Here is a 14,239-nt window from a genome sequence, read left to right on the forward strand (position 1 = left end):
CGCCATGTTCGGTTTGACATCGAATATAGCTGGTAATTACCAATAATGTCCTCGCTTTAATTTGGATACCACCCTCGTTTTAGATCATCCACACTTTAGCTAAATCGAGTAGGAGTGTCAAAAAAATTTTCAATTAAACAAAATACACAACTATAAATAAATCAAAAAAATGAGCAATTTAAAAGAAACCACCGTTTTGGGAATTTTTAAAAAGCAGGCGCTTCCAGAAGGAACGATGCCGATTTCAGAATTTCAATTAGATAAATACCTCGGAAGATGGTACGAAATAGGAAGGATGGATTTTTTTTGGGAAAAACTACATCTTACAAATGTTTATGCAGAATACCGCTTGAACAAAGAATGAACCGTTAATGTAAAAAACACTGGCTATAACGAAAAAAAGGAAAAATGGTCGAGTTATGAAGGAGAAGCAAGATTTCGCGATGACCATCATGTTGCGGCTCTTGAAGTCTCCTTTTTTGCTGGAGCTTGGGCTGGCTATAATGTAATGAGTATTGATGAAGATTATCAGTATGCTCTTGTTTTCGGTAGAAATCTGGATTACTTATGGCTCTTGTCCAGAAATAGAGACATGCCAGAGGAAATTAGGGAAAAGTATCTCAAAATGGCAAAAGAGGTTGGCTACGAGGTAGAAAATATCCACTGGCCAGACCAAAACTTAGACATCGAACCCCTTAATAACAAATAATAAATCTACCCCATCAGTCAGTCAAAAAAATGAGCTCTCGAAAGATGACAAATCATTTTTTTCTGAAAAGTCTTAGTGGACGTAGAAAGAAGAGGTAGCCTTTTGGACTACCTCTTTATAATTTATTTAAGCATCTTCAATTCGTCAAAGTGCTTCTTGAATTTTTGAATTTTAGGACCAACCACTGCACTACAATAAGGCTGGTTAGGGTTAGCGTTGTAATATCCTTGATGATATTGTTCAGCAGGCCAAAACTTTTCGAAGGGAGACAGCTCTGTTACTACTTTGTTAGGATATTTTCCAGATAAATTAATCTTTTCAATGGCTTTTTCTGCAAGTTTTTTCTCTTCCTCGTTGTTATAATAGATTACCGAACGATATTGAGTACCCACATCATTTCCTTGTCTATTCAATTGTGTTGGGTCATGAAGAAAAAAAAACACCTCCAAAAGCTGACTGTATGAAATCACTTTCGGGTCATAACTAATCTGCACTACTTCTGCGTGTCCGGTTTCTCCTGTGCAAACTTCTTCATAAGTTGGATTATCTTTAGTTCCTCCAGAATACCCAGAAATAGCAGAATCAATACCTTTTAGCATGTTAAAACAAGACTCAACACACCAAAAACATCCTCCTCCAAAGGTTATTTTGTTTAAATTGTTATTTTCCATTTTTTTTGTTTCAGCTTTAGTTCCCTTCTTTTCCTTGCTCTGTCCGTTGCAGGAGAAAAGAAAAAGAGAACACAAAATTATTAAAATTCCTCTACTACGACTCAAAATAAAACCTTCCATTCTTATTAAATTGAAAATCTTTGCGGGTCAATATTCTCTGGGCGAAAAGGAAGCGTCTTGATATATTCTTTGGTAAGTACCATTGCGTTTTCATTCTTATAGCGATTCAATACTTCCAAGATGTCATCAGGTGGAGTCGTTGATTTCCTAAGCATCATATCAATCCAAACTCCCGTAGCCTCAGCGGTTGCACAATGAGTCCCATCTGGCAGGTAAAATTTGTGAGTGAATTGATAAATTCCTCCATCATCAGAACTTCCTGTGATTTCCAGACTCACCATCACATTTTGGTCTGCATAAATTTCTTTAAAAAACGAATAGCGCTCATGCAAAATGACTGGCCCAATTCCCCATCGATTAAGTTCTTTAACCCCCATCTTGTGTTGGGTCATAAAAGCCATTCGGGTTTGTGCGCAATATTCCACATAAGTAGAATTCGCAAGATGTCGATTGGCGTCAATATCGCTCCAACGAACTTCGAACTGATGATAATATACAGACATACTTTTCTAATTATTTCAAGTTTGATTAATAAGATTTCAAAATTAAGCAATAATGATGGTTCGGAAAAATCGTATTTTTGGAAAATTGATTCTTTTAATAATCCATGGATAGAAAAAAAGTTATCATTATTGGCGGTGGCGCGGCAGGTTTTTTCTGCGCCGCTAATATTGATGAAAAAAAATACGATATCACCATTCTCGAGCAAAACAAAGATGTTCTTCAGAAAGTGAAAATTTCTGGCGGCGGACGTTGCAATGTAACACACGCTTGTTTTGACCCAAAAGAACTGGTGCAATTCTATCCTCGTGGAAACCGCGAGCTATTAAGTGTTTTTACAAGATTTCAACCAGGAGACACCATCGACTGGTTTCTTCAACGAAACATTTCGTTGAAGACTGAAAACGACCTCAGAATGTTCCCAGAAAGCAATTCATCACAAACCATTATTGATTGTTTTATTTCTGAAATCAAAAATAAAAACATAGAAGTAGCAACACAATGCTCAGTGAAAAACATCGAAAAAAAGAGTGAAAATTACATTGTTGAAACCAATATAGGCACTTATGAAGCTGATTACATTGTATATACAACGGGAAGCTCTCCAAAATCATTGAAAATCATTGAAAATCTTGGCCATCGCATCGTTGAACCCGTTCCTTCTCTTTTTACTTTTAACATTAAAGATGATTTACTAGAAGGACTTGCTGGGACATCTTTCGAAAATGCCGAAATCAACATTCCAAAACTTAAGACTGACGAAAGTGGGCCTCTATTAATCACTCATTGGGGGCTTTCGGGACCAGCTGTTCTAAAACTGTCCGCTTGGGAAGCCAGAAATCTCGCCAACCTGCAATATCAATTCGAAATCGAAGTCAATTTTATTTCCCAAAATATTTCTGACGCTGAAGAAATTTTGGCAGATGCAAAAAGCAATCATCCCAAAAAGCAAATAGGTCAACTCAGAGCATTCAACATAACTCAAAGATTTTGGTATCGAATTTTAGAGGTATCGAAAATCAATCCCGAAAAGCAGGTTGCTAATCTTTCAAAAAACGAAATGCTTCTTCTACTTGAAAACCTTTGCAGAAAGAAACTCGCCGTAACGGGGAAATCGACCTTCAAAGAAGAATTTGTTACCGCAGGAGGTGTCGAACTCAAAGAAATTAATTTTAAAAACATGAGTTCCAAAATATTAGAAAACGTCTATTTTGCGGGAGAAGTTCTTAATATTGATGCAGTTACAGGCGGATTCAACTTTCAGGCTTGTTGGAGCGAGGCTTGGTTAATTGGGCAAGACCTCAACGAAAAATAATTCACTGTGTCCTTTTATTTTGCATAAAAAGTTTAACTTTATTCATCTTTTATGCATGGTCAACATCAAAAAAATATCAAATAGTACCCTGAAAGCCATTTTAGTTTTGGCTTTCGCTTACTTTTTTTGGTTGATGCTGAGATTGACTTTGGAATACATTCCTGCAAAGTCTGATGTAAGTTTTCTCATGATAAAGCAATCCGAAGTCGAATCCAGACCAGAATATTTGTGCTTCTTTTACATCCATGTCTACACCAGCATTTTTGTGCTGCTTTCTGGATTTTTTGCAATTCTCAGAAAGAACTTTGGAACAAAAAATTTGCATCAAATTTCTGGTAAAATTTATGTTTTTCTACTGTTAGTTTTTGCTGCTCCATCAGGAATTTATATGGGCGTTTTTGCAAATGGAGGACTGATTTCGATTGCGTCATTTCTCATTTTGGGATCCTTGTGGTGGTACTCGACTTACAAAGCATATCGATTGGTGAGACAAAAAAAATTTAAACTTCATCAGCAATGGATGTGGAGAAGTTTTGCATTAACTCTATCCGCCATTACGCTTAGACTTTGGAAATTAATTATCGTTTATTTCTTTCAACCTGCACCGATGGATGTTTACCAAATTGTTGCTTGGTTAGGTTGGGTTCCAAATATTTTACTCATCGAATTTTTAATATCAAAAAAACACATATGAAACTTTTAAAACCTTTAGCTTTAGCTCTCATTACTCTTCTTTTAATGCAATGCAAAAAAGACGAAAAGACTTCAACAACCAACGAAGACAATGACACTATTTCACTGAAAAAAGACACCATTATACAGCAAGAAATCCATGAAGACCTCTATGGAATCTATACTGGTGAATTTTTGGGTAAAGAAAAACACGTTTCTGATTATGATGGCTCAGAATATACAACAGGTGACTATAGAAGAATTTCCCTTAAAATTAATCGGATTACCGAAGACAGCGTCTATGGACAAAGTATCGTTGACGGAAACCAACGTCCTTTCCAAGGTGTTTTTAATAAAAATAAAAATTCATTCGTCCTGGATGAACCTGGTAGCGACAAATCTGATGGTCGCTTCGAAGTCAAAGTACAAGGAGATAGTATGACGGGAAGTTGGACTGTCTTTAATAAATCGGCGGTTAAAATTCCGCAAAAAACACTCAAACTTATCAAAAAAGAATTTGTCTATAGCCCTAATTTCATGTTGGACAAAAACAATGAGTTGGTCGATTGGAACAATCCAAAAGAGTTTGTAGAAAAATACATTGATGAGGAAACTGGAGAAAAAGCCTCCTATTCCGAAGAACGTTTTAGAAAAGCATCTGAAGCTGTTTTTACACTCAACGCCTCAAAACAAAAACTTTCTGAAAAAGATTTGAAGAACTTAAGAAAATTGGATTTACAGATTATTAAGAACTCTGTTTTTGCAAGACACGGATATTCCTTCAAAAAGCCAACCTATCGTAATTTCTTTGAAGCTACAGATTGGTATATTCCAGTTTATGATAATGTAGATAATCAGCTTTCGTCTTTGGAAAAAGAAAACGTTGCCTTGCTCAATCGTTTTATCAAATATGCAGAGGATAAGTACGACTACTTTGGTAGATAATGCGAGTGTATAACTTTTTCTTAAATGAAGTTTAAATATTATCTTTGCCAAAAAACACGTATGAAACAACTATTTTTTACAGCCGCTATTGTATTAGGCTTTTCTTTTTCTCATGCTCAAATCACATTAGATAAAGCTATTGGAAGTGCTTCTAAAGGCGCTAAAGCTTTTACTTTTTCTAATGAAGATGCCAAAAAACTGTCCAAAGAATCGGTAGATTACATGGATAAGAATAATAAAATTGCAGGAGCTAATGACCCTTATACAAAAAGATTGAATCGTCTTTTTGGAAAACACAAAAGCCAAGATGGACTTACGCTTAATTACAAAGTATATTTGGTAACTGACATTAATGCTTTTGCTTGTGCGGACGGAAGTGTAAGAGTTTTTGCTGGCTTAATGGATATTTTAACGGACGAAGAACTTCTTGCTGTAATTGGTCACGAAATTGGCCATGTTAAAAATCAGGACACCAAAGACGCTATCAAAGCTGCATATATGAAAGCTGCTGCTCTTGACGCAGCTTCTTCGGCTTCAGGAACTGTAAAGACTCTTAATGAAAGTCAGTTGGGAACGATGGCCAACTCATTTTTAGACGCAACTCATTCTAGAAAGCAAGAGACAGACGCAGATTTGTATTCCTACAACTTTATGAAAACTAATGGATACAATGTTGTAGGCGCATATACCGCTTTCAAAAAATTGGTCTTGCTTTCTCAACAAAAAGCATCCTCCTTTGACAAAATGATGAGCTCGCATCCAGATAGTCAAAAGCGTGCTGCTGCAGTAAAGAAGCAAGCTGAAAAAGATGGTCTTTGGAAAGATCCCGGAACTGTTGCCTTGCCCACAACTAAAATAAAACAACAATAAAATAAAAAAGAGCGAAATGATTTCGCTCTTTTTTTGGATTTTTCTGGACTTCTATCGTTCATTTGGTTTATGAATTTTTACAAATATCCAGGTTAGCAAACACCCTGCTGCATAACACCAAATATCAATCCAAGAGAAGGAATTACCTAACATAATGTAAGGAATGCTGCCTTCAGGAAAACCAAGAAATTCTGCTGCTTTGAAATATTGTAAGACTTCAATAAAAATTGAAAATACAAAAACACCAAGGATAAGAAGTGTTTTGTTTTCGACCTTTACAAAAGAAAGAATCATAGTGTACAAGACAATCACAGCAATGACGTCTCCTAAATAAGCACGAACAAAAAACCAATCTTTAAATACCGTTGCAATAAGTATTTCGATAATCAGTAGAGCTATTGTAACTAAGAAGTAAGTACGGTTAAATTTCATTTTTATCATAAAGTGTTTAATTGATATCCATAGCGTTGATTTGAACTTTGTATTCCGAGGGAAGCAAAATGGCTTTAACTAAGTCATCCATTTTCAAAATTTTGAGCAATTTATAAACAGGAGCTGTTGGTGTCAAAAAAGAATAGTCACTAAACTGCGTCAATTCTTTCACTCTTTTCGGGACAACCAATTTTTGAGCTTCAATTAGTAGTTTAAACCTTGTCAAACCTAAATGTTTTTTATATTGCTCAAACAGATCATCGGTGTAATGACTTTTTTCCATATCATGCTGTAGATGAGACGCTCTGGCAATTAACCAAGACGCATAATCATCCGGAATTTCTTTAACTCCCATCCTTCTCCCAACTTCAGAAAAGACTTTGTAAACCTCTGCTTTTTCTTCATTATTTAGTTTCCTTTCTAATAATTCATAAGCGGAAATTGAATAATACATCAACATAAAAAGCACATCTCGGTAGCCCCAATCCGGAATAGAATAGCCCCTCTTTTGCTCCACAGAAGAATGAATTTTATGAATGGTTTCAATGGTCTTATGAGCTTCTTCTTGTGAAGCAAAAACAATTTTTCGCGCGTATTCTACCGTTGAAAACATCCTTCCCAAAGGATCATTAGGTAATTTACCGGTAAAATAAAGCCAATCAACAGTTTTGTTAAGCGCAAATTCTGCCGCAGCTCCCGCAAAAATAAATAGAATCACATCACTTTTGCCCCAAATTTTCCGAACAATTGAGTCTTCAGAAACAAAAGGTATTTCAAATTGTCCGCTAAAGTCGTTGGTGAGACTTATTTTCCCTGAGGAAAATGGACACTTCATAGACTGATTATCATGTGTTTTCATGATTTTGAAATTAAATACACTGCAAATATAAAAATTTACTTTGAATTACAAAGTGCTTTGTAAGCAATTTTTAAATAGCCATGAAACACTCTATATTTGTAAGAAAAACATGAAGCAGATCATATTTATCCTCTGTTCTGTAATAAGTACTCTTTCGTTTGCTCAAACTCAAGAGGGCGTGAGACATCAAGCCCCACCACCTCCTCCAAGTGAAACTATTTACGATCAGGTTGAAAAAAAAGCTGAATTTCCCTTGGGTCTTAATACTTTCAGACAAATGATATCCGATAATGTGGATCTGGATAATCTCTACGAAATAGAATCTGATGTACAATGCAACCTCTTTTTCACAATCGAAAAAGATGGTACAATGACCGACATAAAAGCTGTCGGAAACAACGACGCATTCAACAAAGAAGCAGTAATTGCAATTAGTAAAATAAAAGAAAGATGGAATCCAGCTTATTTATATGGTTCTCCTGTTCGCTCAAGATGGAAAGTTCCAATTAGCTTGAATTTTGAAGAAGACGATCCTACTGCAACATTTCCATATGGTATAGATGATTTCAGAAATAGAATTAGAAAAAATCTCAATTTTTCAAAAATAAAAGGAGAAGATCAAAAGTGTGAAATATTCTTTGATGTTGAGTCCAATGGTACGATCTCAAAAATACAAATTCTTGGTGATAATAAATCACTGAATAAAGAGGTCAAAAAAGCAATTTCAAAAATTAAAATACGATGGAATCCGCCAATAAAAAATGGGATCGCGTCAAAATCAAGCCTCATGATTCCATTTGAAATCGAAAACTCAAAATGACATTGAGACAATGAGAAAACTCAGTCGATAAAATTATTTTTAGAAAAAAACTCGGACTAACTTTAAGAAAAAATATGAAAAACCTTATCATAAGTTCTGCGCTTTCGGTTTTGATGCTTAGTTCGTGTACAACTCGAGTTGTCTCTTCAGAAAAATCTTATTCTGACGACCTTATTAAAGTTGGAAAACAGTATTCATTTGTATCTGAAGATGGACAAAAACAAAGGTTCACGGTTTCTCAAATTGATGAAGATTACATCTATGGCAAAGATGTTAATAGCCAAGAAAAAAAAAGTCGAAAAATCCAAAATCAAAGAAGTTAAAAGCAAACACCTTAGGAACCATCGGAATTATTGCGGGTGTAGTAGTTCTCGCTGTTGTTGTGCCGGCCTACGTTTCCAACAAACCAGTGGGACAATAGCAATTATTTTCCAATCATTTTCTTTATCGCATTGAGCTTCATCAAGCCTTCAATTGGAGTTAGTGTGTCGATGTCGATTTTGGTTAGTTCTTCACGAATGTTTTCTAAAACAGGATCATCTAACTGAAAGAAAGACAATTGCATACTTTCTTCAGTCACTCTTTTTATTTTTTCCGAACTTCCGCTTTGTGAGCGAGAGTCTTCCAATGTTTTCAAGATTTCATTAGCTCGATTTACCACTTTGCTTGGCATCCCTGCCAATTTCGCCACATGAATTCCGAAACTATGTTCACTTCCACCAGAAACTAATTTTCTTAAGAAGATAATGTTGCCTTTGTTTTCTTGGATGGAAACATTATAGTTTTTAATTCGCTCGAAATTAATGGTCATTTCGTTGAGCTCGTGGTAATGCGTTGCAAACAATGTTTTAGGCTGAGTCGGGTGTTGATGGAGGTATTCCGCAATTGCCCAAGCAATGGAAACGCCGTCATAAGTTGAAGTTCCACGTCCGATTTCATCCAAAAGAATCAAACTTCTGTCCGAAATATTATTCAAAATATTCGCTGCTTCATTCATTTCCACCATAAAAGTCGATTCGCCGGCCGAAATATTATCAGTAGCTCCTACCCTTGTGAAAATTTTATCTAAAATTCCTATTTCAGCATGTTTCGCAGGAACAAAACTGCCAATCTGCGCTAACAAACATACCAAAGCCGTCTGTCTCAAAATCGCAGATTTACCCGCCATGTTTGGTCCTGTTACCATAATAATTTGCTGAGTATCTCTATCCAGAAAAATATCATTCGGAATGTATTTTTCTCCCAAAGGAAGGGCTTTTTCAATAATGGGATGTCGAGCTTCTTTCAAATCAATTCCGAAACTGTCATTAAGAACCGGTTTGGTGTAACTTTCGGAAATAGCTAATTCCGAAAGACCAACAGCAACGTCTATTTGCGCAATGATGTTTGAATTTTCCTGAATTTGGTCGATATACGTCATCACTTCTTCACAAACTTTGCGATACAGCTGATATTCCAAAACGGAAATTTTTTCTTCTGCGCCAAGAATTTGGTCTTCGTATTCCTTTAATTCATCTGTGATGTAGCGTTCTGCATTCACCAACGTTTGTTTCCTAATCCAATCTTCAGGAACTTTATCTTTATGGGTATTTCTAACTTCAATATAATACCCGAAAACATTATTAAAGCTAATCTTCAAACTCGAAATTCCAGTACGTTCGATTTCTCGTTCGCACATTTCATCCAGAAAATCTTTACCTTTTGTTTGAAGACCTCGCAATCTATCCAATTCGGCTTCAACTCCTTCTTTAATCACATTTCCTTTAGAAATATTCACAGGAAGTTCGTCATTCAAATGGTTCTCTAGGAATGAAATTAATTCTTCGAAGCTATTCAAAGGCTGTAACCAGGCCAAAACTTCGTGATGAGGATGGAGTTGTTCTTTAATTTTTTTAATTGAAATTAAACTTTGACGGAGATAACCTAATTCTTTTGGTGAAATTTTCTCAGAAGCCAATTTCCCCATCAAACGGTCGAGGTCGGAAATGGATTTTAAAAGTGATTGAACATCAAATTTCAGATCTTCTTGCTTATTAAAGAAATCCACCAAAGACAATCGGCGATTGATTTCGTTAACCGACTTAAGAGGCAAAATAATTCTACGCCTCAACAATCTTCCACCCATCGGTGTAGAAGTGCGGTCCACAATATCTAAAAGTGATTTCCCTTCTCTGCTTGAAGGATAAATAATTTCTAAATTCCTAAGTGTGAATTGGTCCATCATCAGGAAATCATCCGGTGGAATTCTTTGAATCTTAGTAATGTGACTGAGTAAATCGTGGTGGGTGTCTTCCACCAAATAAGCAAAAATAGCACCTGCCGCTGTTATTCCTAACTTCAAATCACTTACACCAAAACCTTTCAATGAGTTGGTTGAAAAGTGAGATTTCAGTTTTTCTTCAGCGTAAGAGTATTGGTAAGCCCAATCTTCAAGCTTAAAAGCGTTCTTATTTTTGAGTTGAGTTGGTAATTCTTTAGTCCTTTGAAAAAGAATTTCACTCGGGTCAAACGTATTGACAATATGTAACAAATGCTCCTGATTGCCTTCGGAAACTAAAAATTCACCCGTAGAAATATCGACCAAAGCTAACCCGTATTTCTCCTTTTCTTTATGAATAGAAAGTAGAAAATTATTTTGTTTTGAAGTGAGAACTTGGTCATTGAAGGTAACTCCGGGCGTAACTAATTCGGTAACACCCCTTTTTACAATTCCTTTCACCATTTTCGGATCTTCTAATTGGTCGCAAATAGCAACCCGAAGTCCAGCTCTTACTAATTTCGGTAAATAAGAATCAATGGAATGATGAGGAAATCCAGCCAATTCTATGTGCGAATCGCCATTGTTCCTTTTGGTCAGAACAATTCCTAAGATTTGGGAAGTTCTAATGGCATCTTGTCCGAAAGTTTCATAAAAATCCCCCACCCGAAACAACAAAACGGCATCTGGATATTTCGCCTTAATGCTGTTATATTGCGTCATCAACGGAGTTTCTTTCTTCTCTTTTGCCATAATTTTCCTTCAAAAATAAGGGGGTAAAAATACAAATAATTTTATCAATTTCTGAAAAAGAAAAAGCTTTCAAAAACCCTTGTCATGATAACTAACAACAATTAAGAAACCCTATTCTTAATAGCTTTGGAGCTTTTTTCGAAAGCCCATTTCTTTTTATAATCAATCCAAGATTTCTTGAAAATTTTACGCATCAACTTGTCCGTATATCTCATCGGAAATACCTGATAAAGCATGTTGAAAAATCTTCCCGGTTTATTAGGTAATGCTCTCAATGATAGAGAGAAACCAGGCCCAACATACCTGTTAAAATGCCACCACGCACCAGGAATGTAGAGCGCATCTCCATGCTCCATAAAGACCTCGTAACCTTTGGCATACTTCAACCCTGGATACTTCTCATAATCAGGATTTTCATAATCAATATCTTCAATGGTATGCACTGAAAGAGGAACTCTATATAAAAAATCGGATTGCGCTTGGTCAAACAGCAAAATTCTTTTCTTTCCTTCAAAATGAAAGTGCATAAAATCACCCAAATCCACATCATAATGCATCAACACATGCGCCTCACTCCCACCAAAAAACAAAGTCGGAATTTTTTTAAAAAAACGAATTCCCAAATCCGGATAAGTGAAATTATTAAGAAGTTCTGGGAGTCTTTCGGTAATGATATAGAAGAAAATCCTTAAGTCAGATGGACCTTTTCTAATGGCATCAATATAATCCTTCATCTTCATTTTAGTCACAGGTGCATCCGAACTTTTGTTAGCATCCGCTGGCTTATTATCGTAGATGGGGACAATTTGGTCGCCTGCTTTCTCAATGATGTAGTCAAAATTCCATTTGTCAAACTCCGCCCACTGTTTTGCAAAACCTTTAAGCAACAATGGTTTTTGAGGTTTGAAATACTTTTTTTGAAATTCATCTTTGCTGATAGAACCTTCTATCACATCCACTTGACCCAGTATCATCTTGTTGATTTTTAAAGAAAAACGAAATTATTTTTTGTAAAATTAATCAATTTTGAAGAAAAACCTTCTGAAATTTATGCTTTATCTTTGCCAAAATTTCTGAAAATTGACAAAGAAACTCAAACTCGAAGAACTCGGAAGAATCGACGTAGAAACTTTTAAAGAAACCACCAAAAAACCTTTGGTCATCGTATTAGACAACGTGCGAAGCATGCATAATGTGGGTGCTGTATTTCGTACAGCTGATGCTTTTCTGATAGAAAAAATAATCCTTTGTGGCATTACACCAACGCCGCCACATCGTGAAATTCACAAGGCTGCACTTGGCGCTACCGAAAGCGTCGAATGGCATTACGAAAAAGAAATTACCACTGCTTTGGAAAACCTGAAAAAGGAAAATTACAGCATTCTGGGAATCGAACAGACCTCAACGAGCCAGAAATTGCAGAATTTCCCTATTAATAAAGAAGAAAAATATGCTTTGGTTCTTGGAAACGAAGTAGAAGGTATTTCAGAAGAAGCACTTCCTCTTTTTGACCAATTTATTGAAATTCCTCAAGAAGGAACCAAACATTCTCTCAATGTCTCTGTCTGTGGAGGAATTGTAATGTGGGAGTTCTACAAAAACTTGTAATTAAGCCTCTATAAAGGCATAAACTGAATCATACAAAAACGATTTCGACCGAAGTCGTTTTTTCTTTGCCTACAAAATCGTGTCCGTTCTCCAAAATTGCTTAATTTAGCATCATGTTTATCAAAGATTACATTTCAAAAGATTTTCCTGCATTTAAGGAAAGTGATTCTATTGAAGAAGCTTCAGAAGTTGCAAAAGAATTTGGATACTCCCATATTTTCATCACCAAAAAAGGATTGTTTGTAGGTGCTTTGAGTCAAGCTTTTCTGGAAGAAAGTCCAGAAGGAAAGCTTTCTTCTCTACAGATGCATTATGAGCGTTTTGCTATTTTGGAGGACGGAAGTGTTATTGATACAGTAAAATTTTTTTATGTTTTCAATTCCAATGTCGTCCCTGTGATTAGCAAAGACGAAAAATATTTGGGATACATTTCTTGCGATGACATCTTTAATGAATTTTCAAAATATCCTTTGTTCAGCGAAACGGGAGCTGTTTTAACAGTCCAAACAAATAGCCAACATTACTCTTTTTCGCAAATTGCGCAGATTGTTGAGAGCAACAACGCCAAAATATACGGATGTTATGTCAGCGGTTTTGCTCCTGATGGGATCCAGATTACATTGAAAATGAGCAATGAAAACCTGAGTTCGATTCAGGAAACGTTTGAAAGATACAACTACGTCATCATCCAAAAGTTCTATATTGATGACAAAGATGAGTTATTGAAAGATAGATTTGGTTTTTTTCAAAAATATTTGGAATTTTAAACCCTAATGAAAGTCGCCATCTATACACAAAAATCGGATTTGGATACCTTTATGTATCTGGGACGATTTATTTCCGAACTCGACAAGAGAAATATTCAATCTGTCATCTTCTCCGAAATGGTCAGAAGTATGCAATTTCCAGATACTTTCGAAACTTTTTCGTCAAAACTGGATTTAATTGAAAAGAAGATTGACTATTTTTTCACTTTCGGTGGAGACGGAACGATAGTGACTTCCCTACTTTTTGTCGAAGACACGAGGATTCCCATTGTGGGAGTCAACGCTGGGAGACTTGGTTTCTTGTCCAGTTTTACTAAAGAAGAAGTCTTCAACGAGTTGGATGATATTTTATCCGGACGACTTCAGATTTCCGAACGTTCGGTCATCCAAATTACTTCTCCGAAAACCGGAATCTTTTTCCCTTACGCACTGAATGATGTTACCATTTCCCGAAAAGAAACGACATCCATGATTACCGTGGATTCCTATATTGACGGGGAATTTCTTAATGTCTTCTGGGGAGACGGCGTTATTATTGCTACCCCAACAGGAAGTACTGCTTATTCTTTAAGCTGTGGTGGACCGATTATTTCTCCTGAAAATAATAGTTTTGCCATCACTCCTATCGCACCTCACAACCTCAACGTGCGTCCTCTCATTGTGAATGACAATGTCGAAATTAGATTAAAAATCGAAAGTCGTGTCCCACAATACACCCTTTCTTTGGACTCAAGGCTGATTCATATCAGTACAGACATGGAGATTGTTCTTAAAAAAGCTAACTTCAAAATCCTTCTGATACAACCTGATAACATCAGTTTTTACGAAACAATTCGCCAAAAACTTCTTTGGGGAAAAGACAAACGAAATTAATATTTTTAGCATAAAAATACTTACCTTTACAAGATAAATTTTACATTTTTCAAAAAAACAAAATATC

15 protein-coding genes and 1 pseudogene are annotated in these 14,239 nt (G+C 35.9%); 10 read left to right on the forward strand and 6 right to left on the reverse strand.

What is annotated here, in order from left to right:
- Positions 1-235 precede the first annotated feature (235 nt).
- Positions 236-709: pseudogene (locus tag AC4AGG_RS03785) on the forward strand (lipocalin family protein).
- Positions 710-831: 122 nt separating this feature from the next.
- Here the strand turns inward: AC4AGG_RS03785 and msrA are convergent.
- Both msrA and AC4AGG_RS03795 read right to left on the reverse strand, forming a co-directional pair.
- Positions 832-1,500 (reverse strand): peptide-methionine (S)-S-oxide reductase MsrA, encoded by a 669-nt coding sequence (msrA, locus tag AC4AGG_RS03790; RefSeq protein ID WP_489770653.1) that lies wholly within the window; start codon positions 1,498-1,500, stop codon positions 832-834.
- 5 nt (positions 1,501-1,505) lie between these two features.
- Positions 1,506-2,003: an acyl-CoA thioesterase gene (locus tag AC4AGG_RS03795; RefSeq protein ID WP_489770654.1), complete on the reverse strand. Its 498-nt coding sequence runs from the start codon at positions 2,001-2,003 to the stop codon at positions 1,506-1,508.
- A 104-nt stretch (positions 2,004-2,107) separates the two neighbouring features.
- On the opposite strand from AC4AGG_RS03795, the gene AC4AGG_RS03800 reads away from it, so the two are divergent.
- The 4 genes from AC4AGG_RS03800 to AC4AGG_RS03815 are packed head-to-tail and all read left to right on the forward strand — an operon-like array spanning position 2,108 to position 5,803.
- A complete protein-coding gene (locus AC4AGG_RS03800) occupies positions 2,108-3,316 on the forward strand; it encodes a BaiN/RdsA family NAD(P)/FAD-dependent oxidoreductase (RefSeq protein ID WP_489770655.1) in 1,209 nt (402 codons plus the stop codon).
- 55 nt (positions 3,317-3,371) lie between these two features.
- Positions 3,372-4,010, forward strand: a complete 639-nt coding sequence (locus AC4AGG_RS03805; RefSeq protein WP_489770656.1) for a DUF2306 domain-containing protein — start codon at positions 3,372-3,374, stop codon at positions 4,008-4,010.
- Complete coding sequence (locus AC4AGG_RS03810; protein WP_489770657.1) at positions 4,007-4,933, forward strand: YARHG domain-containing protein; 927 nt, start codon at positions 4,007-4,009, stop codon at positions 4,931-4,933. The genes AC4AGG_RS03805 and AC4AGG_RS03810 overlap by 4 nt, the downstream gene beginning before the upstream one ends.
- A 60-nt stretch (positions 4,934-4,993) precedes the next feature.
- Positions 4,994-5,803, forward strand: a complete 810-nt coding sequence (locus AC4AGG_RS03815) for a M48 family metallopeptidase (RefSeq protein ID WP_489770658.1) — start codon at positions 4,994-4,996, stop codon at positions 5,801-5,803.
- Positions 5,804-5,854: 51 nt separating this feature from the next.
- Here AC4AGG_RS03815 and AC4AGG_RS03820 read toward each other — a convergent pair whose 3' ends face one another.
- A complete protein-coding gene (locus AC4AGG_RS03820) occupies positions 5,855-6,235 on the reverse strand; it encodes a ribosomal maturation YjgA family protein (RefSeq protein WP_489770659.1) in 381 nt (126 codons plus the stop codon).
- Positions 6,236-6,251: 16 nt separating this feature from the next.
- Positions 6,252-7,094, reverse strand: a complete 843-nt coding sequence (locus AC4AGG_RS03825; RefSeq protein WP_489770660.1) for an oxygenase MpaB family protein — start codon at positions 7,092-7,094, stop codon at positions 6,252-6,254.
- A 109-nt stretch (positions 7,095-7,203) separates the two neighbouring features.
- On the opposite strand from AC4AGG_RS03825, the gene AC4AGG_RS03830 reads away from it, so the two are divergent.
- Positions 7,204-7,914, forward strand: a complete 711-nt coding sequence (locus AC4AGG_RS03830) for an energy transducer TonB (protein ID WP_489770661.1) — start codon at positions 7,204-7,206, stop codon at positions 7,912-7,914.
- Between the two features lie 74 nt (positions 7,915-7,988).
- On the forward strand, positions 7,989-8,237 hold the full coding sequence (locus AC4AGG_RS03835) for a hypothetical protein (RefSeq protein WP_489770662.1): 249 nt from the start codon (positions 7,989-7,991) through the stop codon (positions 8,235-8,237).
- 101 nt (positions 8,238-8,338) lie between these two features.
- Here AC4AGG_RS03835 and mutS read toward each other — a convergent pair whose 3' ends face one another.
- Together mutS and AC4AGG_RS03845 are read right to left on the reverse strand one after the other, a co-directional pair.
- Positions 8,339-10,924 (reverse strand): DNA mismatch repair protein MutS, encoded by a 2,586-nt coding sequence (mutS, locus tag AC4AGG_RS03840; protein ID WP_489770663.1) that lies wholly within the window; start codon positions 10,922-10,924, stop codon positions 8,339-8,341.
- Positions 10,925-11,025: 101 nt separating this feature from the next.
- Positions 11,026-11,898 (reverse strand): cupin-like domain-containing protein, encoded by an 873-nt coding sequence (locus tag AC4AGG_RS03845; protein ID WP_489770664.1) that lies wholly within the window; start codon positions 11,896-11,898, stop codon positions 11,026-11,028.
- A gap of 106 nt (positions 11,899-12,004) precedes the next feature.
- On the opposite strand from AC4AGG_RS03845, the gene AC4AGG_RS03850 reads away from it, so the two are divergent.
- The 3 genes from AC4AGG_RS03850 (at position 12,005) to AC4AGG_RS03860 (ending at position 14,172) form a co-directional block, all read left to right on the forward strand.
- Entirely contained in the window at positions 12,005-12,532 is a 528-nt protein-coding gene (locus AC4AGG_RS03850) for an RNA methyltransferase (protein WP_489770665.1), read from the forward strand.
- Between the two features lie 113 nt (positions 12,533-12,645).
- Positions 12,646-13,299: a CBS domain-containing protein gene (locus tag AC4AGG_RS03855; RefSeq protein ID WP_489770666.1), complete on the forward strand. Its 654-nt coding sequence runs from the start codon at positions 12,646-12,648 to the stop codon at positions 13,297-13,299.
- Between the two features lie 6 nt (positions 13,300-13,305).
- Positions 13,306-14,172, forward strand: a complete 867-nt coding sequence (locus AC4AGG_RS03860) for an NAD kinase (RefSeq protein ID WP_489770667.1) — start codon at positions 13,306-13,308, stop codon at positions 14,170-14,172.
- Positions 14,173-14,239 lie beyond the last annotated feature (67 nt).

Source organism: Chryseobacterium sp. CG10_8 (assembly GCF_058117085.1).

What these genes read in the sequence shown, in the direction of transcription:
- AC4AGG_RS03810 (WP_489770657.1), top strand. Translation starts at nt 4,007, where the DNA reads ATGAAACTTTTAAAACCTTTAGCTTTAGCTCTCATTACTCTTCTTTTA.
- AC4AGG_RS03800 (WP_489770655.1), top strand. Translation starts at nt 2,108, where the DNA reads ATGGATAGAAAAAAAGTTATCATTATTGGCGGTGGCGCGGCAGGTTTT.
- AC4AGG_RS03855 (WP_489770666.1), top strand. Translation starts at nt 12,646, where the DNA reads ATGTTTATCAAAGATTACATTTCAAAAGATTTTCCTGCATTTAAGGAA.
- AC4AGG_RS03860 (WP_489770667.1), top strand. Translation starts at nt 13,306, where the DNA reads ATGAAAGTCGCCATCTATACACAAAAATCGGATTTGGATACCTTTATG.
- mutS (WP_489770663.1), bottom strand. Translation starts at nt 10,924, where the DNA reads ATGGCAAAAGAGAAGAAAGAAACTCCGTTGATGACGCAATATAACAGC.
- AC4AGG_RS03805 (WP_489770656.1), top strand. Translation starts at nt 3,372, where the DNA reads ATGGTCAACATCAAAAAAATATCAAATAGTACCCTGAAAGCCATTTTA.
- AC4AGG_RS03820 (WP_489770659.1), bottom strand. Translation starts at nt 6,235, where the DNA reads ATGAAATTTAACCGTACTTACTTCTTAGTTACAATAGCTCTACTGATT.
- AC4AGG_RS03835 (WP_489770662.1), top strand. Translation starts at nt 7,989, where the DNA reads ATGAAAAACCTTATCATAAGTTCTGCGCTTTCGGTTTTGATGCTTAGT.
- AC4AGG_RS03795 (WP_489770654.1), bottom strand. Translation starts at nt 2,003, where the DNA reads ATGTCTGTATATTATCATCAGTTCGAAGTTCGTTGGAGCGATATTGAC.
- AC4AGG_RS03825 (WP_489770660.1), bottom strand. Translation starts at nt 7,094, where the DNA reads ATGAAAACACATGATAATCAGTCTATGAAGTGTCCATTTTCCTCAGGG.
- AC4AGG_RS03845 (WP_489770664.1), bottom strand. Translation starts at nt 11,898, where the DNA reads ATGATACTGGGTCAAGTGGATGTGATAGAAGGTTCTATCAGCAAAGAT.
- msrA (WP_489770653.1), bottom strand. Translation starts at nt 1,500, where the DNA reads ATGGAAGGTTTTATTTTGAGTCGTAGTAGAGGAATTTTAATAATTTTG.
- AC4AGG_RS03830 (WP_489770661.1), top strand. Translation starts at nt 7,204, where the DNA reads ATGAAGCAGATCATATTTATCCTCTGTTCTGTAATAAGTACTCTTTCG.
- AC4AGG_RS03815 (WP_489770658.1), top strand. Translation starts at nt 4,994, where the DNA reads ATGAAACAACTATTTTTTACAGCCGCTATTGTATTAGGCTTTTCTTTT.